25 protein-coding genes and 1 tRNA gene are annotated in these 26,602 nt (G+C 61.9%); 14 read left to right on the forward strand and 12 right to left on the reverse strand.

The annotated features are described in order from the left end of the window. Window positions 1–41 precede the first annotated feature (41 nt). The 7 genes from yacG to murA all read right to left on the reverse strand — a co-directional run bounded on the left by yacG (window position 42) and on the right by murA (window position 5,845). Window positions 42–254: a DNA gyrase inhibitor YacG gene (gene yacG / locus APS40_RS16410; RefSeq protein ID WP_055048076.1), complete on the reverse strand. Its 213-nt coding sequence runs from the start codon at window positions 252–254 to the stop codon at window positions 42–44. Window positions 255–277: 23 nt separating this feature from the next. Beyond that, window positions 278–916, reverse strand: a complete 639-nt coding sequence (locus tag APS40_RS16415; protein WP_055048077.1) for a Maf-like protein — start codon at window positions 914–916, stop codon at window positions 278–280. Between the two features lie 135 nt (window positions 917–1,051). Continuing rightward, complete coding sequence (gene infA, locus APS40_RS16420) at window positions 1,052–1,270, reverse strand: translation initiation factor IF-1 (protein ID WP_055048078.1); 219 nt, start codon at window positions 1,268–1,270, stop codon at window positions 1,052–1,054. 312 nt (window positions 1,271–1,582) lie between these two features. Continuing rightward, window positions 1,583–2,548, reverse strand: coding sequence for a UPF0262 family protein (locus APS40_RS25630; RefSeq protein ID WP_082434464.1), 966 nt, complete (start codon window positions 2,546–2,548; stop codon window positions 1,583–1,585). After that, window positions 2,549–3,841, reverse strand: coding sequence for a histidinol dehydrogenase (gene hisD / locus APS40_RS16430; protein WP_055048079.1), 1,293 nt, complete (start codon window positions 3,839–3,841; stop codon window positions 2,549–2,551). Continuing rightward, a complete protein-coding gene (locus APS40_RS16435; protein ID WP_055048080.1) occupies window positions 3,841–4,269 on the reverse strand; it encodes a DUF2948 family protein in 429 nt (142 codons plus the stop codon). The genes hisD and APS40_RS16435 overlap by 1 nt, the downstream gene beginning before the upstream one ends. A 289-nt stretch (window positions 4,270–4,558) precedes the next feature. Continuing rightward, window positions 4,559–5,845 carry a UDP-N-acetylglucosamine 1-carboxyvinyltransferase gene (murA, locus tag APS40_RS16440; RefSeq protein WP_055048081.1) on the reverse strand — a complete coding sequence of 429 codons (1,287 nt, stop codon included), beginning with the start codon at window positions 5,843–5,845 and terminating at the stop codon, window positions 4,559–4,561. 437 nt (window positions 5,846–6,282) lie between these two features. Here murA and APS40_RS16445 point away from each other — a divergent pair. From APS40_RS16445 to APS40_RS16455, 3 genes are all read left to right on the forward strand, one after another. Next, window positions 6,283–6,357 (forward strand) — tRNA-Thr (locus APS40_RS16445). 91 nt (window positions 6,358–6,448) lie between these two features. Further along, window positions 6,449–8,071 carry a DUF6538 domain-containing protein gene (locus tag APS40_RS16450; RefSeq protein WP_156342962.1) on the forward strand — a complete coding sequence of 541 codons (1,623 nt, stop codon included), beginning with the start codon at window positions 6,449–6,451 and terminating at the stop codon, window positions 8,069–8,071. 200 nt (window positions 8,072–8,271) lie between these two features. Beyond that, window positions 8,272–8,544 (forward strand): hypothetical protein, encoded by a 273-nt coding sequence (locus APS40_RS16455; RefSeq protein WP_156342963.1) that lies wholly within the window; start codon window positions 8,272–8,274, stop codon window positions 8,542–8,544. Between the two features lie 288 nt (window positions 8,545–8,832). Here APS40_RS16455 and APS40_RS16460 read toward each other — a convergent pair whose 3' ends face one another. The 3 genes from APS40_RS16460 to APS40_RS16470 are packed head-to-tail and all read right to left on the reverse strand — an operon-like array spanning window position 8,833 to window position 11,513. Beyond that, window positions 8,833–9,243, reverse strand: coding sequence for a DUF6508 domain-containing protein (locus APS40_RS16460; RefSeq protein WP_055048084.1), 411 nt, complete (start codon window positions 9,241–9,243; stop codon window positions 8,833–8,835). A 21-nt stretch (window positions 9,244–9,264) separates the two neighbouring features. After that, window positions 9,265–10,512 (reverse strand): MBL fold metallo-hydrolase, encoded by a 1,248-nt coding sequence (locus tag APS40_RS16465; RefSeq protein WP_055048085.1) that lies wholly within the window; start codon window positions 10,510–10,512, stop codon window positions 9,265–9,267. Further along, a complete protein-coding gene (locus tag APS40_RS16470) occupies window positions 10,509–11,513 on the reverse strand; it encodes a hypothetical protein (protein WP_156342964.1) in 1,005 nt (334 codons plus the stop codon). The genes APS40_RS16465 and APS40_RS16470 overlap by 4 nt, the downstream gene beginning before the upstream one ends. Before the next feature lie 178 nt (window positions 11,514–11,691). On the opposite strand from APS40_RS16470, the gene APS40_RS16475 reads away from it, so the two are divergent. Both APS40_RS16475 and APS40_RS16480 read left to right on the forward strand, forming a co-directional pair. Continuing rightward, window positions 11,692–12,291 carry a hypothetical protein gene (locus APS40_RS16475; RefSeq protein ID WP_055048087.1) on the forward strand — a complete coding sequence of 200 codons (600 nt, stop codon included), beginning with the start codon at window positions 11,692–11,694 and terminating at the stop codon, window positions 12,289–12,291. Window positions 12,292–12,320: 29 nt separating this feature from the next. After that, window positions 12,321–13,085 (forward strand): hypothetical protein, encoded by a 765-nt coding sequence (locus APS40_RS16480; RefSeq protein ID WP_156342965.1) that lies wholly within the window; start codon window positions 12,321–12,323, stop codon window positions 13,083–13,085. A 181-nt stretch (window positions 13,086–13,266) separates the two neighbouring features. Here APS40_RS16480 and APS40_RS16485 read toward each other — a convergent pair whose 3' ends face one another. Then, window positions 13,267–13,680, reverse strand: a complete 414-nt coding sequence (locus APS40_RS16485; protein ID WP_055048089.1) for a hypothetical protein — start codon at window positions 13,678–13,680, stop codon at window positions 13,267–13,269. 131 nt (window positions 13,681–13,811) lie between these two features. Here APS40_RS16485 and APS40_RS16490 point away from each other — a divergent pair, with 131 nt between their 5' ends. The 3 genes from APS40_RS16490 (at window position 13,812) to APS40_RS24960 (ending at window position 16,485) form a co-directional block, all read left to right on the forward strand. Further along, complete coding sequence (locus tag APS40_RS16490; RefSeq protein ID WP_055048090.1) at window positions 13,812–14,210, forward strand: helix-turn-helix domain-containing protein; 399 nt, start codon at window positions 13,812–13,814, stop codon at window positions 14,208–14,210. 174 nt (window positions 14,211–14,384) lie between these two features. Further along, a complete protein-coding gene (locus tag APS40_RS16500; RefSeq protein ID WP_082434466.1) occupies window positions 14,385–15,194 on the forward strand; it encodes an NYN domain-containing protein in 810 nt (269 codons plus the stop codon). Between the two features lie 760 nt (window positions 15,195–15,954). Next, window positions 15,955–16,485, forward strand: a complete 531-nt coding sequence (locus APS40_RS24960; RefSeq protein WP_156342966.1) for a hypothetical protein — start codon at window positions 15,955–15,957, stop codon at window positions 16,483–16,485. A gap of 392 nt (window positions 16,486–16,877) precedes the next feature. On the opposite strand, the gene APS40_RS24555 is transcribed toward APS40_RS24960, so the two are convergent. After that, window positions 16,878–17,291: a very short patch repair endonuclease gene (locus APS40_RS24555; RefSeq protein WP_335338164.1), complete on the reverse strand. Its 414-nt coding sequence runs from the start codon at window positions 17,289–17,291 to the stop codon at window positions 16,878–16,880. Window positions 17,292–17,379: 88 nt separating this feature from the next. Here APS40_RS24555 and APS40_RS16510 point away from each other — a divergent pair, with 88 nt between their 5' ends. Genes APS40_RS16510 through APS40_RS16535 form a run of 6 tightly spaced genes read left to right on the forward strand, consistent with a single transcriptional unit; the run spans window position 17,380 to window position 26,095 of the window. Continuing rightward, complete coding sequence (locus APS40_RS16510) at window positions 17,380–18,927, forward strand: DNA cytosine methyltransferase (RefSeq protein ID WP_197279343.1); 1,548 nt, start codon at window positions 17,380–17,382, stop codon at window positions 18,925–18,927. A 34-nt stretch (window positions 18,928–18,961) separates the two neighbouring features. Next, the gene (locus APS40_RS16515) at window positions 18,962–21,571 is read left to right on the forward strand and encodes a Z1 domain-containing protein (RefSeq protein ID WP_055048094.1); all 2,610 of its coding nucleotides are present in this window, start codon (window positions 18,962–18,964) and stop codon (window positions 21,569–21,571) included. Then, on the forward strand, window positions 21,564–22,568 hold the full coding sequence (locus APS40_RS16520; RefSeq protein WP_197279344.1) for a PD-(D/E)XK motif protein: 1,005 nt from the start codon (window positions 21,564–21,566) through the stop codon (window positions 22,566–22,568). Before APS40_RS16515 ends, APS40_RS16520 begins: the two co-directional genes overlap by 8 nt. Next, entirely contained in the window at window positions 22,565–24,388 is a 1,824-nt protein-coding gene (locus APS40_RS16525) for a hypothetical protein (protein ID WP_055048096.1), read from the forward strand. Before APS40_RS16520 ends, APS40_RS16525 begins: the two co-directional genes overlap by 4 nt. Before the next feature lies 1 nt (window position 24,389). Continuing rightward, window positions 24,390–25,298 carry a hypothetical protein gene (locus APS40_RS16530; RefSeq protein ID WP_055048097.1) on the forward strand — a complete coding sequence of 303 codons (909 nt, stop codon included), beginning with the start codon at window positions 24,390–24,392 and terminating at the stop codon, window positions 25,296–25,298. Further along, on the forward strand, window positions 25,295–26,095 hold the full coding sequence (locus tag APS40_RS16535; protein ID WP_055048098.1) for a hypothetical protein: 801 nt from the start codon (window positions 25,295–25,297) through the stop codon (window positions 26,093–26,095). The genes APS40_RS16530 and APS40_RS16535 overlap by 4 nt, the downstream gene beginning before the upstream one ends. Window positions 26,096–26,602 lie beyond the last annotated feature (507 nt).

Consider the following 26,602-nt stretch of genomic DNA (forward strand, 5'->3'; position numbering starts at 1 on the left):
CCGATCGCAAGAGAGGGGAACGCGATGCCAGCGGTTGGGGGCTACTGCTCGTCCCCATCGTCCCGTGTCACCACGCCATCCTCTTCGACGTCCTCGTCGTCATCGGCCGGGATCACATAGCTGCCGCTCAGCCAGCGGTTGAGGTCGATGTCCTGGCAACGGCCGGAGCAGAAGGGGTGGAATTGCTGGCTCGACGGCCTGCCGCAGATCGGGCAAGGCCGGGTCGGCTTGAGCTTGATAATTTCAGCGGTCATCTCTGATGATCCCGGCAGTCATCTCAGACTGCCGTCAGGTTCGACTGGTTCAGCCAGTTGAAATGCACCGGATAGCCTTCGCCGGCCAGCAGCCCGACCGTCTCGTTGAGCGGCAACCCGACCACCGCCGAGTATGACCCCTGCAGCTTCAGCACGAACGCCCCGGCAATGCCCTGGATGGCGTAGCCGCCGGCCTTGTCGCGCCATTCGGCGCTGGCGAGGTAGCTTTCGATTTCGCGGGCGGAAAGCCGCTTGAAGCGGATGCGGGTTTCGACCAGGCGTTTGCGCATCTGGCCCGACGGGGTCAGCATGGTGACGGCGGTGAACACCCGGTGCGAGCGGCCCGACAGCACGCGCAGGCACTCCGACGCTTCTTCCATCGTCTCGGCCTTGGGAAGGATCCGTCGGCCGACGGCCACCACCGTATCGGCCGCCAGCACCAGCGCGTTACCCGCAATGCCGGTGCTCTTGGCCTTGTGCTGCGCGGTGATCGCCTTCTGGTCGGCGAGGCGCTGCGCGAGCTTGCGCGGCAGTTCGCCCTTCTCGGGCGTCTCGTCGATATGCGCGGGCACCAGATGCTCGGGCTCGATGCCGATCTGGTTGAGCAGCGCGAGGCGCCGCGGCGATGCGGACGCGAGGATGAGCTCGGGACGGCTGGCCATTCGGTGCCCTGTTTGAAGCGGTAGGTGATCCGGCCCGCGGTTTTCTGCGCATACGACCTGCAGCATGGGCGACGACTGCGTCGCCACACTGTTGCCATCGGCGCGCGACGGGCCTTCCCGCCGCGCCCCCGCGCGTTACCGGAAGCGGTAGTTGATCCGGCCTTTGGTCAGGTCGTAGGGGGTCATTTCGACCAGCACCTTGTCGCCTGCCAAGACACGGATGCGGTTCTTGCGCAGCCGGCCCGCCGTATGGGCGATGATCTCGTGCTCGTTCTCCAGCTTCACGCGAAAAGTCGCATTCGGCAGCAGTTCCGTGATCACGCCCGGAAATTCGAGCACTTCTTCCTTAGCCATTCTCTCTCCTGAGACGGCCCCGCGAAACACGTTACTGGCAATGTCGGGGGCTTGAATTGGGCGCCACCTATACTGGATGTCGCCCGGTTTGTGAACCACCCCTGGTGGGGGATGCTGTCAAGATATGGGGAGTGGGGCAGGATTTGAGAAGTGGAGCCTCGACTGCAGGCAGACGGCCCCCTCCCGGCCTCCCCCATGAAGGGGGAGGTGAAGAGTCGAGTTTGGGGCGCGACGGCGCCAGGCACTCGATGTGGCACCTCCCCCCTTGTGGGGGAGGATGGGAGGGGGGCGTCTCTATCAGTCAATCTGGAGTCACCCCGCCTTCGTCGGCGCCGCCACCAGCTTTTCCAGCCGCTCGCGCACCCGCTGCTGCAGCGTGTCGCGCAGCGTGCGATAGGCGCTGAGCACCGCTTCGCGGTTGCCTTCGGTCTCGGTGGGGTCGGGCATCGGCCAGTGTTCGAGTGCCCCCATCTCGAGCCCACGCCGCTCCACCGCCTCGGGCGCATCGTTCGACAGCGTGATCACGAGATCAAAGTGGTTGGCCACCAGCTCGTCCATGGTGTGCGGCGTGTGGACGCTCATGTCGATGCCGATCTCTTCCATCACCTCGTGCACGAACCCGTCGGCCTTGCCCGAGCGCACTCCCGCCGAGCGGACGATCAGCCGGCCGGGAAAGAACCGCCGGGCGAGAGCGGCGGCGATCGGCGAGCGCACCGAGTTCATCGAGCAGACGAACAGCACGGTCGGCAGCGTCGACTCGCGCTCGTCGATCCGGCTGGCGAAGGGCTGCACCGCGCAGATCAGTGTGAACAGGCGCCTTGCCGTGTTGAGGTCCATCTCCAGCTTGTTGTCGAGCCGGGTGCGCAGCAGCTCGGCGGCCTCGTTGTGCAGCCCGCGCCGCGCCATGTCGACGGTCTCGATCTGGTAGGTCGAGCCGGTCTTGATGGCGTCGTAATAGCTCTCGCGGATTCGGAAATAATCGCGGATCAGCCGTCGGAACGGGGTGAGCGACAGATAATGCGCGGCGATCGGCTCATAGGTGTCCGGGTTGCGCACATCGAGCACGATGTAATTGCCGATGATTGAGACGTGCAGCGCATAAGGCCCGATCGCCTTCACCCGCGCCGGGGCGAAGACGTTCTCTTCGACCAGGTCGTAAATGGCGATCCGCCACTCATGCACCTCGTCGGGGTCGACCGAGGTGATGGTGTTGGGGTCGAGCGTTACCGCGACGATACGATCGCTTTCGGGATCGAACTGTCGCGGCGTCAGCGCCATCTAGCGATTGAGCCTGATGGCGATCGAGCGCTCATGCGCCCCGAGCCCCTCGGTGGTCGCGAGGGTCCGCGCCGCCGGCGCCAGTTCCGCCAGCGAAGCCGGGTCGCACCCCAGTACCGAGGTCCGTTTCATGAAATCGAGCACCCCCAGGCCGGACGCATAGCGCGCCGAGCGGGCCGTCGGCAGCACGTGGTTCGAGCCGCCGACATAATCGCCGATCGCTTCGGGCGTGTGATGCCCGAGAAAGATCGCACCAGCATTGCGGATTTTGGGGAGCAGCGCCTGCGGGTCGTCGATCGCCAGCTCCACATGCTCCGAGGCGATGCGGTTGGCGAGCTCCACCGCTTCGGCCATCGAGGCGACGGTGATGATGGCGCCGAACTCTTCCCAGCCGGCGCGGGTGATCTCGGCCCGCGGCAAGAGCTCGATCTGCCGCCACACCTCGTCTTCCACCACGTCGGCGAGCCGGTGATCGGTGGTGATGAGGATCGATTGCGCCCCACCGCCATGCTCGGCCTGCGCCAGCATATCGGCCGCCACCCAGGCCGGGTTGGCCGAGGCATCGGCGATGACCAGCACTTCTGACGGCCCGGCAATCATGTCGATGCCGACCGTGCCGAACACCTGGCGCTTGGCCGCCGCCACATAGGCATTGCCCGGCCCGACGATTTTGCTGACCGGTGCGATCGTCTCGGTGCCATAGGCCAGCGCGCCGATCGCCTGCGCTCCGCCGATCCGATAAATCTCGGTGACCCCGGCGATCTTCGCCGCGGCGAGCACCGCGTCATTGGCTTCGCCGCCCGGCATCGGCACCACCATGGCGATGCGGCTGGCGCCCGCCACCTTGGCCGGCACGGCGTTCATCAGCACCGACGACGGGTAGGCCGCGGTGCCGCCCGGCACGTAGATGCCCACTGCTTCCACCGGTGTCCAGATCGTCCCCAGCGTCACCCCGAGGTGATCCTGGTAGACGTGGTCGAGCGGCTTCTGCTTTTCGTGGTGCGCTTTGATGCGCTCATGCGCCACGGTCAGCGCCGACAGCACGTCGGCCGGGGTGCGCGCGCTGGCGGCGGCGATTTCCTCGTCCGACACCTGCAGCGCCCACGCGGCCTGCGCCGGCTTGTCGAAGCGTTCGGTATAGTCGATCACCGCGGCATCGCCGCGCGCCTTCACGTCGGCGAGGATGGCGGCCACCGCGTTGCCCACTTCCTCCGAGGCTTCGCGCTTCGAATTCAGCAGCGTTTCGAACGCTGCGGCAAAGCCCGCATCGCGGCTGTCGAGAATAGATGGCATTACGCGGCGTGCTCGGGCTTGATCTTGGCCGCCCAGGCGGCGCCCAGGTCCTGCAGGCGGGCCTCCAGCACTTCCACCTCGAGCCGCACCGTGCCGCCGCCGGCAAAGGCGAGATCCACCCAGCCGCTCGGCGCCTCGCTCTCGGTGAAGCGGATGGTCAGCAGCTCCAGTGCGCCTTCGACCGCATTGGTGTCGATCCCCGCCACCTTCACCCCGGTCACCCGGTCGAAATGCAGCGCGGCGCGCTTGCGCACCCCGGTCTTGGCGCTGCTCCCGTCTTCCCAGGCGTAGCGGTTCATCAGCAGCGCGAAGCGCTGGTCGGCCTTGGCGTAACCCATGTCGCCGACGCGCACGATGGCATCCTGCGTGGTCGCCGAAATCACGTCGAGGTCTTCGCTGTCAAGCGCCAGAAGCTTGAGATCGGTCATATGTCGAGGGTCCGAAAACGGTGGAATTGACCAGCAAGTGGGGGCCCGACAGACGATCTACAAGCTAAGCGCCGAGCGGGCAATCGCTTATGGCAAGCCACCGACGGTGCCGTGATCCTCCCCCGCGGGGCGGGGTCACGGATGAGCGCCATGGCGCACACCGCGAGGGGACCAGCGAAGCTGGTGGAGGGGGGGCGGTCACACGAACTGGCGCTTCCCGGGAGGGCAGGGGGCGATCGCATATTGCGCCAACCCGCCCCGGTATACCTTCGGCACAGGGGTCGCTACGTCACCCCGTAACCCGCTCGATCTCCGCCCCCACGGCGCTCAGCTTGTCCTCGAGCCGTTCGAACCCGCGGTCGAGGTGGTAAATCCGGTTGACCACCGTCTCGCCGCGCGCCGCCAGCCCGGCGATCACCAGCGACACCGAGGCGCGAAGGTCGGTCGCCATCACCTGTGCGCCTTTGAGCTGCGGCACCCCGGTCACCGTCGCCACCTGGCCATCGACCTTGATGTCGGCGCCGAAGCGGGCGAGCTCGGCCACATGCATGTAGCGGTTCTCGAAGATGGTTTCGCGGATCTGCGAGGTGCCGTTGGCCATGGTCATCAGCGCCATGAACTGCGCCTGCAGGTCCGTCGGAAAGCCCGGGAACGGCTGCGTCTCGGCATGCACCGCCTGGATACCGTTGCCGTTGCGGCGAACCCGGATGCCGCCGGCCTCCGAGCTGATCTCGACCCCCGCCTGACCCAGCGTATCGAGCGCCGCCTGCAGATGCTCGGCTCGCGCGTGCTTCAGCAGCACATCGCCGCCGGTCATCGCCGCCGCCATGGCGTAGGTGCCGGTCTCGATCCGGTCCGCCACCACCGCATGGGTCGCCCCATGCAGTTCGTCGACGCCTTCGATGGTCAGCGTGCGCGTGCCGATGCCGGAAATCTTGGCGCCCATCTTCACCAGGCACTCGGCGACATCGCTGATCTCGGGCTCCATCGCGGCGTTCTCGAGCACCGTGGTGCCCTTGGCCAGCGTCGCCGCCATCAGCAGCACGTGCGTCGCGCCCACCGTCACCTTGGGGAACACCACGCGCGCCCCGCGCAAGCCGCCCCTGGGGGCACGCGCCACCACATAGCCTTCGTCGATCTCGATCTCGGCGCCGAGTTCCTTCAGCCCCGCGAGGAACAGGTCCACCGGCCGCGTGCCGATGGCGCAGCCGCCCGGCAGCGACACCCGCGCCTCATGCGCCCGCGCCAGCAGCGGCCCGATCACCCAGAAGCTCGCGCGCATCGTCGAGACCAGTTCATACGGCGCCGTGGTGTCGACGATCTCGGCGGCCTGCAGCGTCATCCGCTGGCCCTCCAGCGTCGGCGCCTTGCGGCCATGCACGGCGATATCGACGCCGTGATTCTCAAGGATCTTTTCGAGCTGCTTGACGTCCGCCAGCCGCGGCACGTTCTCGAGGATCAGCGGGTCCCTGGTCAGCAGCGAGGCGATCATCAGCGGCAGCGCCGCGTTCTTGGCGCCCGAGATGGGGATTTCGCCCCTCAGCTCGTTGCCACCCACCAGACGAATGCGATCCATGTTGTCTTCCCGACTGCGGAGCGTTCTGCTCCATGTCCTCATGCGTTTCGGCGTTTCGATGAACGCTGCGACATCTGAGGTAATTGATCTCTAGCTATCCGAGTCACCGGCAGGCTTCAACGCAGCCGCGTCGGCCGTGTCGCCTGCTTCAGCATCGGGTGGTGCGGCAGGGGTGCCCGCCGCCCGGGCCCGCGCCTGTTCCTTCCGCCGCTTCAGATTCTCCCGAAGCTTCGCGGCCAGTCTCTGCTCCCGCTTCGCCGCGTCTTCCGCCACTCTCAGCCTTGCCTTGCTACCCGTCTATTTCGGCCGCCACCCTAGCAGCAAAGCCACTCGCTGGGCTGTATCCCGTTTGCAAGCTTTTTGCGCTTGCACCAGCCAAAGCCCTGTGGCAGTAACCGCCCCACGCCGCCGGGGCCTCGTCCCAGGCCCATGCGTTCGCTGCAGTAGCTCAGTGGTAGAGCACTCCCTTGGTAAGGGAGAGGTCGAGAGTTCAATCCTCTCTTGCAGCACCACCCTACCCCGTTGATATCGTTAAGACTCTTGATTTTTCAGGGGTCTACCCCATTCTTACCCCTACATTGCCCCTACAAAACGACCCTACAATTGGCCGGTAAGATCCGTTATCTCCTTTACGTCGATGGCCGCTACTACGCCCGCCGAGTAGTGCCAGTCGAGCTCCGAAAAATTCTAGGCAAGCGCGAGTTGCAAGAACCCTTGGGCGCCGATAGGCGCAAGGCACTCGAGCAGTTGCCCGTGGCGCTCGTTAGAATTAACGCGAAGTTCGATCATGCGCGGGCTGTGTTGGCAGCCGGCGAAGAGCAACTGAACGCAGAGCGAGTCGCGAAGTCGGCGCCTCTCCCACCGGCCGAACTAGCGACATTGCACTACCAGGAGCGTCTTGCGCTTGACCTCGCCTATCGCCAGGCCGGTCCCACATGGGCCTCCATCGGCATCGACGACGTCTACGTGCGTGACCTGAGGCTTACCCTTGCAGGCCGGCTCTCGAACGCGGAGGTCGATCGCGTGATTGGAGACGTCCTCGACCGCTACAGGCGTCGTGGTAACGTAGTCGCCACTCCCGGATCAGCGGAATGGAGGGAGATTGCACAGGTTGTTGCCGGCGCCGAGCTCGAGGCGTTGGAACGTAGCGTTGAGCGAGACGAAGGCGCGGACCCGGCAACGCAAAGCCACCCCCCGCACTTGGTGCCCCGCGCAGAGGTGGACCCGACCTTTGAACCAAAGGAGCATGTGTCTCTTCGCGGGCTCCTCGAGGACCATCTGAGGGCACTCGAGCGTGAAGGTCGTGGAAGCGCAGGGCGAAAGGCTTGGCCGAGAATCTTCGACGATTTGGTCGAGTTCTTGGCTGCGCATCGCGGCCTCAAGGGGAGTGCACGCCGTCTAGCGGACGACGCACGCAGACTGACGGGCATGGAGCTGACCGCATGGCGCGACAAGAAGCTGGAAACGCTGGCCAGCAAGACGGTCAAGGACGTCTGGATGGCGGCGGTCAAGGCCACCCTTGGGCGTGCGGTCGAGGATCACAAGCTCGACGACAACCCTGCGGCGAAAGTGAAGGTCCGGTCAGCGCCTCGCGCAGTCGTTCGACCTAAGGGCTACACAGACTCGGAAGCGATTGCTGTGCTGAAGGCCGCCCGTCACTACACACCAGCCGACCGTGAGAACCCGCAGACGATGGAGTCGAAGCACATCTCGTCGGCCAAGCGCTGGGGCCCATGGCTTTGCGCTTTCACGGGCGCGCGGATCGGTGAAATTATGCAGCTGAGAAAGTCCGACGTCCTCCAGGAAGGCGAGATACACTTCGTGCGGATCACCCCGGACGCGGGTTCTGTCAAGACTAGGGTCTATCGGGATGTGCCATTGCACCCACAGCTCATCGAGGAAGGCTTCCTGCGGTTCGTTGCACAAGCCGCTGCGGAGCCTCTCTTCTACGCCGCCGACGCGGACCTGAAGAAGCGACCCGCCCAGGTGTCGTCCGGGCGATTGTCCACTTGGCTTAAGGAAGCGAAACTAACGCCGGAGGGCGTGCAGCCCAGCCACGCTTGGCGCCATCGCTTCAAGACTACGTCCCGCGATCTCGGCCTGGATCCCAGAGTCGTCGAGGCAATCCAAGGCCATGCGGGCAGGACAGCTGCGGACAATTATGGAGAAGTCTCGCTCAAAGCGAAGGCAGCCGCCATTGCCAAGCTCCCGACCTATGAAGTGTGAAGAACTGGGGTCAGGTGCGCTTCGAATCCAGGCTCCCCAGCCAACCCCATTTGTTGAGTAAATTCAATTACATAGCCACAAACCGGAACAGCAGACCGGAACACCGTTTCGGTGCGGCTGGCGCGTCCGAGTGACACTTCTCACTCATTGCTCTCTATGCTCAAGTGGAGCCTAGTGGGGGCGATTGAGGGACTGAGACAGTGTGGCAACTTGAGGGTCGGGACGCGGCATTTGGCACCGGCGGAATGCCGCCGTGGCTGATGTGGGGACTTTTGGCACTTTTCTGCCTCGCGCTGGTGGCCTTGGGGTTGCTGCTCGTCGGCGCTTGGGTGGAGTGGGCGGTGCGTCGGCTGGGTGGCGATCGGCCGGATCACCGAGACATATGGCATTCAACGAAGCAGTTCCTGCAGACCCTGGTCGGTCTGATCGTGATCGGCGGCGGCGTGTTCCTACTGGTGCAGGCAATCCGGTAGCCTCTTTCTGACCATCCTCAGTCGTGCGACTTGCGAAGAACTCAATACTGGCCGGCACGCTTTGAGCAGTTCCCACAGGGCGCCTTGGGTTATTGGGGCAACATGGGGCGGCGCGGTGGTCAGCTCAACTTTCACAGGGGGCGCGCTCCCGCGCCTGCCACACCAATCCTCGCGCTAACCCGGTCCTCGGGACACTTTGCGATCACTGATAGCATAACGCCCGGACCGAGAAGTCCGGGCGCGTCTGGCGGCGGCGGTGAGGGACTAGGTCGAGGCGCTGCCGGTGCCCTACACCTCGGCTAGCTTCGCGGCGCGCGAAAGGATCCGGCCAATCAGACCACTATCGAAGGCACTGGCCAATTCGCCCTCGACGAACCTGTCCTGTCGCACGATGGCGGTGAGCAGTTTTGCCAGCTGGTCAGCCGACGCGGTGTCAAGCTCAGCCGGGTCGTTTCGCAGAGTCAGCGCTTCGGCGGTCCCTTTCCATTCGACCCAGTTGATGTCCCCTCGGATCCAGCCATCGGCATAGCATGTGTCGAGGAACTCCAGCGCGGATGCGGACATGGCATATTCAGGCATGAGGATCGCACCATCATCATCCTTGCGCATCTCCGTCCAGTATCCGAGACCTTCTACTTGGAGTTGGGGCAGAAGGCCTGCCAGCCGCGCCAGCTTGTCGTGATCGTAATCGCTATTCATAGCTTTGATGCCTCGCCCCCATCACGGTAGCTTCCATGTCTCGCCGTCGCTCAGCCGTCGAACTGCAGGAAAGGCCATTCCCGGATCGTCCCAGGCTATGCCGTGCACTGGCACGAGGGCAGCGGGTTTCATCGCTTCCGCAAAACGCAGCAAGTCGGCCGGACTCGCGTGTCCAGAGGTGTGCACCTTCACAGTCTTTGAACCAGCAGCCTGTGCCCGCGCCCACCCGGATTTGGGATCATCGACGTCGAGATAGCCGCTCCAGTTTGAGAACGCGTATGCGTCCTCGGCGGTGAAGCCCAAGCCGGCTTTTTCGAAGTCATCGAGCATCGAGTCGCGGGTCATGATGAAGGCCTTGTCCCCAACCAACCGTTTCCTCGAGGTCGCGAACGGACTGGTCGCCATTTCCGCGACGAAGGCGTCGCGACCCTGGCGTGTATACAAACGCCTTCCGCCCGGAGTGATCACAACCTTCAACTCTGGAAAGCTTTTGCCCGGCAGAGGTAGTCGCGTGCCGCTCGCGATGCGGCGGAGGACGTCGGCCCCGTAGAGGTCGATGACGAGTTTGCGTCCTGTGCGCTTTGCTGCGCGATAGAGTGTCACTGTGCGGTCGATGTTCTGCGCTGACCACTGCACGAAAACGTGGCCGCGCGTCTCGCGACCTAGATCAACAAAAGCGTCCTCGACTTCGGCTTCGTTGATGACTGGCTTGTCGGTTCTGAGATTAGTGCCTTCTAGGATTAGCACGTCGATCGCAGCGGGAGGCGATGTGATCATCCCCTCGACCAGACTGGACTTGCGGCCATGGGTGCGGAAGTCACCACCATAGAGAATGCGTCGCCCCTCCTTCTCTATGAGCAGCATGTAGGCGTCGAATGCCGAATGATCGGTAAGAATCGGTATTACGGAGAAGCCGCTTATGTCGATCGCCCCACTTCGGCTGGTCCAGGTGTGAATGTCACGGTCGAGCCGGCCGCCGAACAACTCCGTAGACAGGTGGATGAGCTCGGCTGATTTCTCGCCGGCCCAGAGCGGCCAAGCTGGTGGTAGCTCTTCGACGAGACCCCAGTGATCCATGTGTGAATGGCTGAAGAGCACCGTCGCCGGCAGCGTCGTATCCAGTGTGGCAGGCAGTAGTCCCTTGGCATCGCGCGGGGCGTCAAGCGGCCGGCCCACATCGAGGATCAGCCGATCGTCGCCGTCGCGGATCTCGATACAGGACCCGCCTATACAGCGGGTCCCGCGATGCACGGTTAGCGTGAGCGTCAACCGTTCACCACCCTTCCAGTGAGGAGCGGTAGAACCGCCGGCTCAAAGTTGCGCCCAACGATATGAACGGTTACGCCCCGCTCCTCGAGAGCGGCGCTGTGTCCGCGATTGACGAAGCTCCGCGCCGCCTGCTGCATGCGGTCACTGGCGACCTGCTCGATGGCGCCTTCAGGCCAAGAGCCCGCGATGACGACGCCCGGCCGGCCGATGATCGGTGCTGCCTCGCGTTCGGAGAGCGCGTTCCAGTATGTTCCGCAATCATCTGTGCAGTCGCTGCCGCGAAAATGCCTATGCAGGGCAAGGAAGACCTTTGCCGTCTCCCGATAGGCCGCTTGCACCTCGGCGATGCGATCGGCAGCCGATACCCAGTCGAGATACTTCTGGACTTGATCGAAGACCTTGGGCTCCTTGTTTTCGGCGCGGAGCTCGGGGTTGTTGGAGCACTTTGCCTCCCAGAAGGCGATGGACAGGTTCGTGTCGACCTGAGCCACCACCAGGTCCATGCGCGGGGCTACCGCGATACCTTCGGGCACAGCGTTCGCCGGGAGCGCCATTTCCACGTCGATGACGCCGGGGTTCGCGCCGATGAGATCGTCCACGAACCGCTTTTCGGCAGACGCATAGGTCTCGGCCGTCGTCACCCACTGCTTGACCTTTGCCGCAAGACGGGGCGACGCGAGATCTTGCGCTCCGAACGTCTCATAGGACTGCGTATTGCGAACGCGCTCGGCTGATCGGTCACGCACTTTGCCGCTGACATAGGCCTGGTGGACCAGAACCTTGGGCTCACCGGCCACCATGGAGAGCTTCGCGACCGATTGGCCCTTCACGTAGAAGTTCAGATACTTCGCCCGCACTCCGACGCGCAGGTTCGCGCTTTCGGTGCTTCGGAAGCCAGGCAGGCACCACACGTTGAACAATTCGCGCACCGCGTTGCCGGGGTTGTTGCTGTCCCAGGCTGCGAGGGCATTGACGTCAAATGAACGAGTAAATTTGGCCACGTAATCCTCCATGCCCCCTATATTCACTTGAGGGCTCTGGAAATTGACAGCTGGCGGCGAGAAACTGCAGATGTTGCAGCGCCGCAACACCCAATTGGGGGGGTCGCACTGGTGTGTCTGGGTTGGCAAGGGTGGCGCGGTTCCTGTCCCCTAACACCAATTTGCAAGGACATCTGCCATGACGCCTCCCAAGAGACGGATAGCCAAAGTCGTCATCATCGATTTGCTCGACCGGCTCGAGGAGCGCGGTTCAAACCGCGATATCGACGCAGACCTGTTCCGCCTGATCGATCAAAGGCACGTTCGGCGGGCATTGAGGGAGCGCACCGAAGACATTCTGGAGAACCGGCCGGCAGCAGATGACATTTTGGCCCGGTTGAGTGACCTGACCTACGAAGACTGGGTCAGCGAAGAGCGGGAAATCTTTATCACCGAAATTGACGACGACGGCCGAGTCTCGGGCGGATGGGGTAACCACGGCTATATGACTACCGCGGGTGAGTTCGTCGACCGACCAGTTCTGACGGCAATCCCGGCGGTCACAGCGGATCTCGAAGCCGCAATGACGTTCGAGAGGTCGATGCGCCACACGACATCTCGGCTGCGCATAACGGAGGTGCCCGTCGAGTTCGGTCCGGAGTATGTCGCTGAGTTGCTCAATGTTGCCAATGTCGTGGTTGCAGCCTACCAGGGAGACACCGCAGCTAAGGCGGTGGTTGGACTGGTGCTGCGCTCATTAGCGGACGGCTCGAATGCTTGGGAGATAGAGGTAGAATGAACTCCATAGTGCGCGTGCTGGAGGGCGAAATGAGCAAGTTCGATCGAGCTGATCAGCAGGCGACCTTCCAAGAAGTCGTGAGTGCGTTGGTAACGGCGAGCGCTCGTCTTCCTCACGACCCTTTGACGGGCTTCATGGCGATGGAAGGGGCCAGCTATTCTGGCGACCTGATGTGGGTGGGACGCGCCGTCAACGGCTGGAGGGGTATAGGCCGCTCTCCTCTCGAGCTGGCAGATCCTGGGACCGCGGCTGACTTTGCCGCCAGCGCATTGCGCGCTGCCGGGCAACCCGGACCAGGTGGCGACGTTTGCCCGATGCGCTGGGTCACCGATCACTGGGGCACAACCCGGCATGGCTACAACACCAAGCGGTCGGCTTTCTGGCGCACTTCCAAGCGCGTGATGGGCGCGCTTGTAGACGAGCCTTCGTCCACGGTGAAATGGGTATCTCGAATGGTTTGGTCCAACCTCTACAAGGTCGCCCCGGCCGCAGGCTGGAACCCCGGGAGCAAGGTTGCGGAGGCGCAACTCGATGGATGCAGGAAGTTGCTGTCTGTGGAGCTTGCCACCTACAAGCCCCGCCATCTCGTATTCGCGACGGGGATGGATTGGGCGGCTCCATTCCTCGATCCGATCATGTTCCGTCAAACCAGTGGATCCACCGCTCCCGTGGTCTATGGCGACCTAGTGCTCGAGGATGTGAAGATCGGCCGATACGCCGTCCCTCGCCATCCGATGGGTAAGGATGAGGGCGATTGGGTGCAGCAGGTTGTTGCGGCCTTGCACGGAGATTGACGGCAAACTGGTCCTGCGCCGGATTTCGCTCCGTTCGAATGAGTAATGTTGATCGCTCGCCTCCGGAATGCGTGCATTGGCTAGGAAGTCCCTTTCGTTAGGTGGTCGCGCCAGGACTAGTTCATGGGCTTGGTGCCGGTCCGGATCTTGTTGATCGACGCACCGGCGGCTGTCGACTTGTTTAGCTTCCAGCATCCTGGTTTGCCGCCGCCTTTCGCGCCCTCCGGAGGTGGTCCTCAGTCCTGATGTAACCGAAGGGGTATCCCCTGTAGGTCGTCAGGCCGGCCGCATTGAGGGCGGCAGCGAGCTCGCGGATGCCGATCGTGGGGTTGAGCTGTCGCTCGCGTTCGATCACTTCGTCCACCCGCTGCAGCCTGATCTGGTTGAGTTCACTTCGCCGCTCACGAGCCTTGTGCAAGTGGGCTCCGCGAGCACCGCGCTTCGGCACAATCTCATACCCAGCAAGCAGATCGGGGGCGATCGTCGGGTCGGTTTCGAGCAGGTGCAGGATGACCCGCACGGCACCGTCGACAGCATCGGCTGGACCGAGATCGAAAGACTCCAAGGAAACAGAACGGGTGTCGTCGAGGCTCAATTGTAGGCACACTTCCTCGAGCGGAGCTCGATATTCGAGAGAGGACAGGGAAGCACTCAAGCGCTCCCAACAATCTCAACACTATAAAGCAAGCGAGAGCTTTAAGCACTTGTTTTTATGGGAGAAACGCCTTGTCCAAGCCTTTCGCAGGCACCCGCCTCACTGCATATCTCGCCAAGCGTATCCTCGAGCTTCGTCCCACCAAGACGCAGGCCGAGATCGCCACCCAGGCCGGTTTCATCAACGTCAACATGCTGGCGATGATCAAGGCCGGCAGCAACCGTCTCCCGCTCGACCGGGTGTCGGCCCTCGCCAAGGCACTGGATGCCGATCCCGCCTACGTTCTACTCCTCGCCCTCGAGCAGATGGCAGGGAGCACCGAGACGCAGGCGATTGTGTCGATCCTCAGCAATGCAGTGACTGAGCACGAGATGGCGTGGGTTATGGCGATCCGGGAGGCCTCCGATATGAGCGACCCTCCGTTGACCCGGCGGGCCCGCACCGCAATTTTCGGAGTGTTCGGCAAGTGAGCGAGAGGACGGTCGGAACTACCGTAACGGTGTCGCGAAACGAACTTTTCTGGCTCGAGGTGATCCGGATGGCCTCCAATGACACGGACCCCATGCCCACGCTCGAGCGCACGCAGCAGCTTCGCCTGCTCTTCTCGCAGCTAGGTCCTGCGGCCAGCTGGCACGAGGTGAAGCATGACCGGTAAGGAATGGCTCGACTACCTCAGCCGGACACTCAGGAGCCGGCTCTGCGGCGGCTCCCGAGCAGCACGCTGTGCCGTCCTTGTCGATGGAGACAACGTGCCTCCGCGCCTTACCGGTGCGTTGGTGCACTATGCCTCGAGCTTCGGGCGTGTGACGTCCATTGAGGTGTTCGCGAACTTCGCAAGCACTCATGCCGCCGGGTGGTCCGCCCAGATGAAGGAGCACGGCGTCATCGGGTTCCAGCATTATCGCACCAGCAACGGAAAGAACGCTGCCGACACCGCCCTGATAGTGCGAGCGATGGACCTCATTCATACAGAGCGTCCCGACCACTACGTAGTCGTCAGCAGCGACTCCGACTTCTCGGCGCTCGCCCACCGCATCCGGCGTTCGGGCGCGACGGTCCATGGCATCGGACACGCCAGCGCTGCTGCATCGCTGCGAGTCAGTTGCTCGACCTTCCTCACTTTCGACGAACTGAGTTCGCTGATCCTGTCGACCGATGATGCCGCTGCAACGGATGTCTGGAAGCGCCCACCCAGCGCTGCAGAGGATCGCGTCCTTCACGCCCTTATCCGCCTCGGTGCTGCACGACTGTGGGTGGACATCTCGAAGCTGGGGCAGGAGTTGCGAGAAGCATCACCAACGTTCGATCCCAGGTTCTATGGGAGCAGATCGCTAGGTGAGCTTTGCGATGCCATCGACAGCGTCGAAGTCGACCGTGAGGAAGCTAGCCCGAAGGTGCGCATCGCCCTGTCGACCAGGAATGGCTCACTCCGTGAACGGAAGACGAAGTCCTAGAAATGGTGGATGAAGACGATGGGGATCGAGCCAGTGTCCACCAGCCTCGGGCGTTCTATCCTCCTCTCTGGAAGGGCCTCAGGTTGGGGGTGTGGCATCTCGGCTGGGTGGACACCAACCTCGCGTGTCAACTCATTCAAGCCGGAAGAATGAATGGCATTACACGGACCTCAACACAGCGGTCCAAAACGACAGCTTGGCTCGAACTTTCACTCGTCACGTCAACCTCGCGCGTCACCCCGTTCAAGCGGACAGATTGAATGGCATTACGCCAAGTTGACACAGGTTGACAGAAATCGCCCAGAAGGACCTTTTTGCCAGAACGTCAGCCGATTTCATTCCCACCACACGCGCACTACGCCCAGCAATTTCCCATCCGGGTAATCGATAGGGCCGAAATACCGATGAAACCTATCCGCGCCCAAGGGTTCAGCCGGCCAGTCGAAGCAGGGCGTGGTCTGCGAACCTTGATGAAATAGGTATTCCGAAAGCGGTGTCGGCACCTTCATTGGCGGCGGCACAAAGGCATCTCTACCTGACGGGGGTCTATCAGCGCCTCAAGCCCTCCAAGGGCGATTGGGCAAGGAATGTTGAACATGGTCGGGTGGTTGGCAATTGCAATGAGCCTTGGTGCAGGAGGCTTCAAGTCGCGCGACGAACTCGGCGCCTCCAATCCCTCTGCCGGTAGCCTCCTCTCCGACCGCCCGGTCAGCACTTTCGCACCTTGCCAATAACGGGACGAATCCGCTCTAGAGTGTCGATGCCCACCTCCGATTTTTCTCCCCCATCGCATCTCGACCCGGTCCAGCGCGCTCAGGCGTGGCGAGAGTGGATTGCCCCGCAGCCGTGGGACCGCTTTGTAACCCTGGCGTTCAATCAAGCAGGCAGCCCGCGGCCGGTGACTGGTCTAGCCGATAACCAGACACTAGCGCTCAAGGACAAGCTTAAGGAATGGGATGGGCGCATGCAGCGGAAGGTCGTGGGGACCAACTGGGCCAAGAACCATGACCAGCGCTTTGTTGGCGTCTACACTCTCGAAAAGCTGAGCACCAATCCGCACTGGCATGGGTTGGTGCGGTTCTACGAAGTCAGCGACGAGGAGCGGCGCCGGCAAGGCCACGAGTTCGACCAGTGGGCACATACCGTATGGCGCAGGTTGGTCCCGTCCGGCGACGTCATTGTCAAGGCCGTAAATGACGAACGGGGGGCAGTGGGGTATATTGGCAAGTCACTGCTAGATCAGCTAAATTACGCAAATTGGGTGCCGCAGGACGAGTTCTGGCGGCCCTAGTCTCGGGACCCGCAAAAAGTCCTGCTCCGACCATGAGTCGAGCGGTGCTGTTGCTCGCGAAGCGAGGATGGCTAGTAGCCCGCGCCATAGCTGAATGCCAGAACTGCGGCCCATCCGAGCTGCAGTGGTGGTAAGCTATGGGAAGATTGAACGGGCACTCCAGCGACCAGGCCTGCCCTACAAGGTGGGCGCCGAAGGCGACCGGCAAGGCCGAAGGCCGCGCAGGCGAGCGAAGCGAGCACGAGCCTTATGACCCGCAGGTAGCTCGAAACGAACTCCGCTACGTCTCACTCCACTTCTTTTCGTGGCCAGAGTCGCGTAGCCGTCACTGCCGGGGAACCTCAGCTTGTCGGGTCCGACGGTTCCTGTGATCGGCCAAGACGGCCCCCCCTCTACGCCTTTCCAACGGAAAGTCGTGATTGGCCCTCCCTCAGCCAGCGGCCAACAACCTCGGCCGTATTAGCCACGTCTTCGGGCCTCTTCAGCGCACATTCCCAGATCGTGGCCACTCTCCAACCTGATGTCATCAGATCGTCGAGAACCCGGTCGTCCCTAGCGACGTTCGCAGCAAACTTGGCTGCCCAGAAATCAGGGCGAGTCGCCGGCGTGGTGGCAAGTCGGCAGCCTTCGTGGCGATGCCAGAAGCACCCATGCACGAATACAACCGCATGGTGCTTGGCAAACGCCATGTCAGGTCGGCCGGGGATGTTTGAGGAGTGGATACGGAACCGGAAACCCCGCGCATGCAACGCTTTCCGAAGGACCAGTTCAGGCTTCGTGTCCTTACCCCGAATCCCGGACATCATCCTAGATCGGGTCTGACGATCGACTATGTCTACCACGTGGGCCCTGGTAATAATCTCTCAGCCTAGTATACACCGGCAGTTGCGTTGCATGGAGCACGAATTGCCGCCCACCTTCGGTGTAGTCGATCTGTTTGCCGGTCCCGGCGGTCTTGGCGAAGGATTTGCGGCGTTCGAGCGAGATGATCACCGGCCGTTCGACATCGGCATATCCGTGGAAAAGGAGGCGTCGGCACAGAGGACCCTGAGGCTTCGCGCTTTCCTGCGCGAGTATCAATCGAAACATGGCACCCTGCCGGCAGCATTCCTTGATTTTCACGCGGGTCTGACCGCCGAGCCGGACTGGTCCGCTCTCGATGCACAGAGCTGGCGTCGCGCCGACCACGAGGCCTTGGCCTTGGAACTGGGGTCTGACGTTGCCACCACAAGGGTCGACGATGCGATCGCCCGTATTCAGGGAAGCTACGATGACACAGTTCTGATAGGTGGCCCTCCGTGCCAAGCCTACTCCCTCGTGGGGCGCGCCCGTTCAAGGGGCAAGACGGGATACGTGCCGGAGGAAGACGAGCGTCATTATCTCTTTCGTGAATACATCCGGGCGCTGGACAGGCTCAGGCCGGCGGTCTTCGTAATGGAGAATGTCAAGGGCATGCTTTCGTCCACTGTCGAAAGCCGCCTGGTGTTCGAAATGCTAATGGAAGATCTCTCTTCCTTGGGCAGATGGCGGGGGCACCAGTATGAGTTGCGTGCGATCAGGGTGGAGGATGGCGCGGCCGTTCTGAAGCAGGCAGCGAGGCCGGCGGACTTCATCGTGCGCTCGGAGGAGTTTGGTGTGCCACAGCGGCGGCACCGCGTGATCATCGTCGGCATTCGGTCCGACCTGGCCGCCAAGATATCTAGCGCCCGGATCGAAATCGACTCGACCCGTCGGTCTGTAAGGGGCGCGATCGGAATGTTGCCAGCGCTCAGAAGCGGAATCAGTAGCGCCACTGACTCAGCCGAAACATGGGCCAATCAGGTGGCCGGAATGGCCAAGGACCTTGCAGATGTCAGCGGCGCAGAGCGCGAATACGAACTTCGCGAGGCGTTCCTGTCAGTAGAACAGCAGGTCCGTTCAAGAGGCGGAGATACTCGGAGGGGTTCCCGAGAGTTGCCTCAAGGTTATGGCAGCTATACCGATGGACTCTTGCGCTGGCTCGAGCGGCAGGAACTTCGGGCTGTGTCCCAGCACGAGACGCGGGGACACATGCCTGCCGACCTAGGTCGCTACCTGTTCGCGGCCGTCTTTGGGGCTACGCGCGGTTACAGCCCCAAGGCCGCCGAATTCCCCGCCCTTCTCGCCCCCAACCATCGAAACTGGCACAGTGGTGTCTTTAATGATCGGTTCAGGGCCCAGTTAGCAGGTGAGCCCTCCACTACCGTGACCAGTCACCTTTCCAAGGACGGCCACTACTTCATCCACCCAGATCCGAACCAGTGCCGCAGCCTCACGGTGCGAGAGGCCGCAAGGCTTCAGACGTTCCCGGACGACTATCTGTTCTTGGGCAATCGAACCCAGCAATATGTTCAGGTCGGGAATGCTGTGCCGCCCTATCTCGCGCGACAGATAGCCGGGTTGCTCTACAGCCTGCTCAACTGAAAGACTGTCCGGGTGATTCTCCTTGGGGGGGCGAATGGCTGCAGGACAAACAGATTTCTTTGTAACTCAGCTTCGGCAGCGCCGAGCCAACTACGCTACCTTGGAAGCCGCTGCCGAGGCCTGCAGGCGAGAGTTCACCGAGCAGTTGGGGTTCCCCTTTGGTCCGGAGATGGACGAAAGCTTGGCAAAGGCGCTTGAAGTCGTCAGGGCCGAGACACAGGAGGTGGAGGTCCTACGCAGATACTCCATCGTGGACCGGCCTGAAGATTGGTATCGGGGGCCCGGTCCGCACAGTTTTCACTGGGTCGCCCTGCACGAGTATCTCAAGAACAAGGGGTGGGGTGACGACACCATCACTTCGCTCGATGAGGCGTCGACAGAAGTCGTTTCGCTGTTGGGGAACCCCGCCAAGGACCAGTTTGCGTGTCGCGGCTTGGTGGTGGGATATGTGCAGTCCGGCAAGACTGCGAATATGACCGCGGTGATGGCCAAGGCGGTAGACGTCGGCTACAACCTCATCATTGTGCTTGGTGGCGTGACCAACAAGCTCCGTAAGCAGACTCAGGACCGGTTCGAGCAAGACCTCTTGCGGCACCGGACGTCATGGCAACTCTACACCACCGGCGAGCTCGGTGGAGACTTCGTCCAGCCACCCAATCGCGGTTTCGTCATGCCGACCGATGGGCATGCGCAGCTCGTCGTCATGAAGAAGGAGGGGCGTCGGCTTGCGCTGTTGCGGCGAACGATCGAGCGAACCCCCCCAGCGGTTCTTCGCAAGCTGAAGGTCCTGCTGATCGACGACGAGTGCGACCAGGCCTCCGTCAATTCTGCTCGGGGCGAGTTCGATATGACGCGGATCAATGAGGGGATCCGCCGAACCCTCGCATTGCTACCGGCCGTGTCATACGTAGGTTACACAGCAACGCCGTTCGCCAACGTCTTTATCAACCCGTTTCCCTACGACAACGACCAGAACCTCGACGACCTATACCCGCGCGACTTCATCACGGCTCTTCGTAGGCCGACCGGATACTTCGGTGCTCGAGAAGTATTCGGGGATGACAGCGACGGGTCGGATCGCGAGGAAAGGAACATGATCCGCCACTTGGAGGATGATGAACCGGGTCGCCTGAGACCGACGGCAACAAAGGATAAGGAGAGCTTTCGTCCGCAGGTGACGCAGAGCCTTGAAGAGGCGATCCTCTGGTTCCTGGTCAGCTGCTCCATTAGGCGGGCCCGTGGTCAGGCGCAGGAGCACATGTCCATGCTGGTCCATTCGTCCCAGTTTATTCGCCAGCACGAATTCATGTCGGATCTGATCCGCAACTGGATCGAGGAGCGGGAGCCGGAACTCAGGGCCGGGTTGGGAGAACCGGCGCGAAGGTTGCGCGAAGTCTTCGAGCGCGAACGCGAGCTGACGGCGCCGGTCGGCGAGGACCGTATCCCCGAAGAATTCGATGTCGTCCTAAGGCATCTTCCCGATGTGCTCGACGCACTCCAGTTCCCCGTCGAGAACGGCGGCACGGAACCAGAGTTGCGTCTTGACTACACCAAGGGGCCCGTCACCTGCATTGTTGTGGGAGGCACGGTGCTTGCGCGCGGGTTGACCCTGGAAGGCCTGTGCGTGTCGTTCTTCCTCAGGACTTCCAAGCAATACGATACGCTGCTGCAGATGGGCCGCTGGTTCGGCTACCGGCGCGACTACGAAGATCTGCCGCGGCTATGGACGACGGAGGACCTCGCGAGGAAGTTCCGTTCCTTGGCCGTGATAGAGGAGGAGATCAGGGACGAGATCGCCGCCTACCGCGAGAATGGGCTGACTCCTCGGGATTTTGCGGTGAAGGTAAGGGCGATCCCGGGCATGGCGATCACAGCAGCAGCCAAGATGAAGCATGCCTTCCGGACCAGTGTCAGTTTCGCGGGCAAGCACGTCCAGACCATTCGCTTCGATCATCGTGACAGCGAGGTCGTTGGAAACAACTGGGCGGCGGCATCGGACCTCGTTGACTCCATGTATGAGGAAACTGCGCCGGATCATGCTCCTCAGGATCCACCCAAGGGCATCCTGTTCAGGAACATTCCGCTTCATGTTGTGCGCAAGTTCCTCGCCCAGATGCACATTTCCGACGAGCACATGGATCTGAAGCAGCCTCATCTCCTAGGATATTTGGATCAGAGCGCCGACAACCTGAAACAGTGGAATGTCGGCATCATTCAACCAAAGTCAGATGAAAAGTCTGCAAGACCGCTGGGACGTCTGGGGAGCGTGGCCACTGTCCGTCGATCAAAGTTGCCGGAAGGTTCTACGAAGGGAGCCGACATCAAGGCGCTCATGTCTCGAGCCGATATCCTGATTGATGCCGTGAAGGAACCAGAGGGCGCCGAGAGTTGGGACACATACAAGTCCTGTCGTCCGCCTTTGCCGCTGTTGCTGCTCTATCCCATCAATGCACACTCGGAACCGGCGTCAAGCAAACGCGTGCCTCTCGATGCAGTGGCGGATCTTGTCGGGTTCGGTATCGTGTTCCCTGGTTCCAAGGACCGCTCGGGCGACTACTACTCCGTGGACATCGAGCCGCCGGCAGTTGAGGAAGCCGAGGGAAACGAGGACGAGATCGAAGAAGTGGAGCCGGACTTTGCCTGAGGCGGGCTGGCTCGAAAGGGCTTGGGCCGACATACGGGCTACAGGGAAGGGAGATGGCCTCACCGAGGTGCCCAGCCGTGCTACGGATATGAACACCGGGTATGGATACGTCCGAGTGGCCACCGGACCGTCAGGGGAGCAGCGGCTCCTTGTGCCGGTGGGACAGCCTTCAGCCAAGATGTTCACCTTGGCAAACGGCAACCTTAGGGTAGCTCGCACGACCTTCTGGGTCTCCGGCAAGCTCGAGCACTTCGTCGACATCACGTTGCGTAACATGCAACTGGAGTCGGTGTTCACGGATCTGGTCCAGGAAGCCCTTAGGCGCATCGAGAATGGATACGGCCCGGAGGCGGCTGTTCAAGGAGCCATCCAAGATTTCCGGAGCCTTCTGCTTCCGGAGAAAGCTCAGGACATTCCGATCACTACAATCGTTGGCCTCATCGGCGAACTGATTGTCCTGGAGAAACTCGTTGCACGGGCTCCTGCCTCTGTGCATGCGTGGATGGGGCCAACAAGCCAGCGCCACGACTTTCGACACGAGCTGATCTCCATCGAGGTGAAGACATCCGGGCGATCAGATGCCACCCGTGTTCAGGTGAACGGCCCCGAACAACTCCTACCTCCAGCGGGCGGTCAGCTCTACCTTGCACACGTCAGGCTCGAACGCTCCGAGAAGGGTGGGCACTCCGTGGCCGCGCTTTGCAAGGCGATACTTGCCCATGGGGCTGACCAGATTGTCCTGAGTGAGCGTCTGGCGAGGCTGGAATGCCATGATCCCGAGGCGGACGAGTGGAACCATGCAAGTTTCGCGCTTGAGGGCCTTGACCTCTATCGTGTGGGGCCAACGTTCCCCCGCATCACGCCAGACTCCTTCCCGGACGGTATGCTGCCGGCTGGTGTGGCAGCCCTAAGTTACGAGGTTGACCTCTCGGTGGCCCGCAAGAGCCTGCTGTCGGCGGAGGAGAAGGAGAGACTTCTCCTGGATTTTGTCACTTGATCTGCCTTGATCTGCATCGTGAACCGTTTGCCCCGACCGGCAGCATGGCTGGCGAAGGTTTTCGTCGGCTCTTGGGCAGACCCAAACTCGATCTGATCGAGACCGTGGTTCGCGAAGCCCTTCAGAACTCGATTGATGCGGCAACGCCGGACAACCCGGTTGAAGTCCAGCTGCGCTACCGAGTCCTTTCCCCAAATGAGGCGGAGTGCCTTCGGCGCAATGTTTTTCGGGAGCGCCCCTTCCCTTCAACGAACGCCAACGAGGAATTCGAGAGCCTCGAGGACACTCTCAGTCAGGAGCGGATCGCTCTCCTCGAGATTGCTGACTTCAATACGCGGGGGTTGGCGGGCCCCACCCGCGCAGACATCGCCTCGGATGATGAACGAGCCGACTTCGTCAACTTCTTCCGCAACATTGGAGCCAGGCGCGATACAGCCCAAGGGGGAGGGACCTACGGCTACGGCAAGACCTCTCTTTATGCTCTGAGCCGCGCGTCAACCATCATAGTTGACACTCAAACGACCGATGGGGGCCGGCCAGTCCGGCGCTTCATGGGGTGTCACCTTGGAGATGCCTTCGTCGAGGACGTGGACGGAGAAGCACGACGATTTACCGGCCGCCACTGGTGGGGACGCACCCACAGGCACATCGGAGTGGAACCGGCGGACAACGGGGAGGCGGCAGTTCTGGCGGAGTCACTTGGATTTCCACCGAGGAGTCCGTTGCGGACGGGCACCACGATTGCAGTTCTCTCTCCCCATATCGAGGATGAAGCAGGACTTCGCCAGAAGCTTGCGGAGACTGTCCTATGGAACTTCTGGCCGCGTATGTCTCTCAGCACGCCCGAGCATCGCAGGCTTACCGTCCGGCTTCAGGTCCTAGGCGAAGACCAACAACTGCCAGTGCCCGAGGATTGCCCTCCGCTGGATCACTACGCCGCAGCCCTCAGGAATATCCGCGAAGGCCGGCATGACCGCACGAAGGCAATTTCCAGTGGGCATGGTGTTACCGGACACCTTGCGATCGTCCACGGCATTCGATCTCGCCGCAACCCGAATGTGGCTCAGCCCAATGGCGCTATGGCAAGTCAGGCGCATGCGATCGCGCTCATGCGCCCTGTCGAGCTCGTGGTCAAGTATCTGGAAGGTCCTCCATTACCTGACGAGAGGGTCGAATGGGCAGGCGTGTTCATCTGCTCGACCGATGACGAGGTAGAGCGGGCATTTGCGGCCGCCGAACCGCCCACTCACGACGATTGGCTCCCCAAGGTGCTGCCGAGGGGGAAGGCAAAGTCAATCGTCAGCCAGACGATGAGGGCGCTCAACTCGCACGCGGAAACCTATTTTCAGCCGAAGCCGGCGTCGGGAGCCGATGGGCAGGGTGCGGCTCCTTTGGCCAAGACAGCGGCCCTTTTGGGGAAGCTGCTCACAAGTGCTTCGGGAAAGGGGCACGGTGGCAGTGGACGCTCCGGCGGGACAGGATCTAGGGGGAAGGTTGCGATATCCGCACCGAGATTCGTTGGCTTGGAATACCGCGACGAGCGAAGGGTTGCTTATTTTGAAGCGGAACTGACCAATGACGGTAGTCAGCCGCACTTTCTCCTGCAGGCCACGCCACAGCTGGTTCTGGACGGCTCATCCACCACAGACAACGATCTTCCCGACGATTTGTCGGTCAACCTGATCGAACTGTCCGTAGATGGCACCGTCGCCATTGGTGATGCGCTGAGGATTGAGAACCTCAAGGGCGTGGTGCGCTGCGGCGTGACCGTGCCGGACGACGCTGCGGTAAGTGTCAGGCTGTCTCTGGGAGCGATGTAGCATGACGACGACAGTCGCGTTCCCGTTTCTGACGCTGACGGATGACGTGGTGACGCTTGATCCTTGGCTGATAGCGCATGAGGGCTCGGAGCTGGAGCCCATTCTCCCGGTCCTGCATGCATGGGACTATGCAACCAACGTGGAACTCCAGAGCTCGATCTCAATCGACATGGGCCGGGCTGCTGCCCTTCTGGGTATTGCTGTCCGGCAGCTGGAGCTGGAGGTGGTCTTTCGTGCAGGGACGGGGAGAGGCAAGTTCCCCCGTGTGACGTGGGAGCTTGGTCGGTGGCGGGTTGGTCCGGACACCAGTTGGCCAGTCGCCATTCAGGGCGTCGTCCCCGGAGCAGAGCTTTCCGAACGCTTGTATGGACGTGTTGATGTTCTCCTCGCCGTGGTCCGTTCCGACCCCTCGTCCCTGTCGCCCACACGCCTGGGATCGAGATTGTGGAACAAGGATTTCTCAGTCGAATTGGAGGACAGTGGAGAAAACCGCTTCCCGATCGAACTGGTTTCCTTCGCCCGGACGTTCCCGCAGCACATAGGGGCCCCTTGGTATCTGAGGTGGCAGGCAGGAGACCTGAAGTCCGACTTCAGTGGGGCGGTCCGGCTCTATGTCAACGCAGACCTTCCGGGGTTGGCGGACCGGGTAGCCGAGGGCGATCCGATAACTCTACAGGGCATGCTTGGCGACGTGATGCTGCAGTTGATCGGAACTGTGGTCGAAAGCGACGATGTCATCGAGCAGCTTGCAGACTGCGAGGAAGGGTCAGTTGGCGCCCAGGTCAAGGTTTGGATGGATCTCGCATTTCCAGGAAGAACGCCAGTCCAGGTTAGTTCGCTGCGTCAAAGGAACCCAAGTGACTTCCATTCCAGTATTTTCCGTGCTGCACAGCTGGAGGGCGGCGTTTGAGCGTGCGGCTATTTCCTCGTCTCAAGGATGCTGGTTTGGCGCGCTGTCTGGAGGACCTGGAGCGCTCTAGCGCCATCGGGGAACAAGTCATGCCCGTTGAGCGGCGGCTGGAGGAATACACGCCGTGGATATGGCTAGCTCCAAGCGGCGGATCGCCGGACGCCAGGCTCGTCAAGTCTCTCCGCGACGAGGCGGTTGAGATCGCCATTCGGCATGGCTATCCCGACCAGGTTTCCGACATCGAGAAGTCCGCTTTTGATGTCGAGGCAGCCAAGTGGCTGGCAACAGACCCACAACTGGTCTCGCCGGAACTGCTCCGGGACGACGTCTGGGCATTCATCAGCAGCGTGCTCCTACAAGAGGTCGTTGTGTGGCGTTACTCGGTAGGCCAGCGAGCCCGTTTCTTCGGTGGGGTAAGAAACACCTTTCAGCGCCTCTGGATACGAGGTCGAACCCTTGATCTTGGGGAGACGGCTGGCGAGGGGCGATGGCGCTTGCTCGAAGGCTTGAGCGAGGACGCCATGGTGCAGATATTCGAGCGCGCCTCCCTAGCTTCGGATGCCCGGCTCGCGCGGGCTATAGCGACTGGCTGGTTGGATATGGCTGACGAAATCGGCCGCGGGCGCATGGAACCGGTGATGCGGCGCGCTACAAAGCTGCTCCGCCTAAGGAACCAGATCTGCGACCTCGGACGGCTCCCAATCGAAACGCTCAGGCAGGAAATCCGGGGCGCGTTCGAACGTGCGGCAAGCGGACTTCAGAGAAGAGAGGCATTGTCGCGCACGCGTGAAGCATGATGGAGACGGCTGCTTCTTCGCTTACGATTGCCTGCTGGAACACTGAATGGCGTCGTGTCAGAAGCGGCAAGGGCGTCGCTCTGAAACGTGCCCTCCTCGAACTGGATCCAGACATCATCTGCCTGCCTGACGCCCGCCATGGCTTTCTAGCGGCCGACTACCACGGCATTCATTGAACCCGATCATACCATCCAGTGGAAGCGGACCGAAGCAACGCTGTGGAGCCGGTGGCCATGGCTCGAACTTGACCTAACGGCAGCTCGCCTGCGGCCCGCGGTGCGGCAACGCATCCACTACATTTTCTCTCCCGCCACATCCCTACAAATTGTCTTGTAAGATATTGATTTTGTTGAAGTTATGAACATTCAATCCTCTCTTGCAGCACCATTTTTCCCAAGCAAAATCAGTAGCATACTCCAGCGGCGGTGCAAGCCGCCTACCCGCTATTCGGCATCAATCGGCACAGATCGGCACCGAAAATGGGGCATATCTGGGGACACCATTTGC

The organism is Devosia sp. A16, assembly GCF_001402915.1.
Classification (GTDB): domain Bacteria; phylum Pseudomonadota; class Alphaproteobacteria; order Rhizobiales; family Devosiaceae; genus Devosia_A.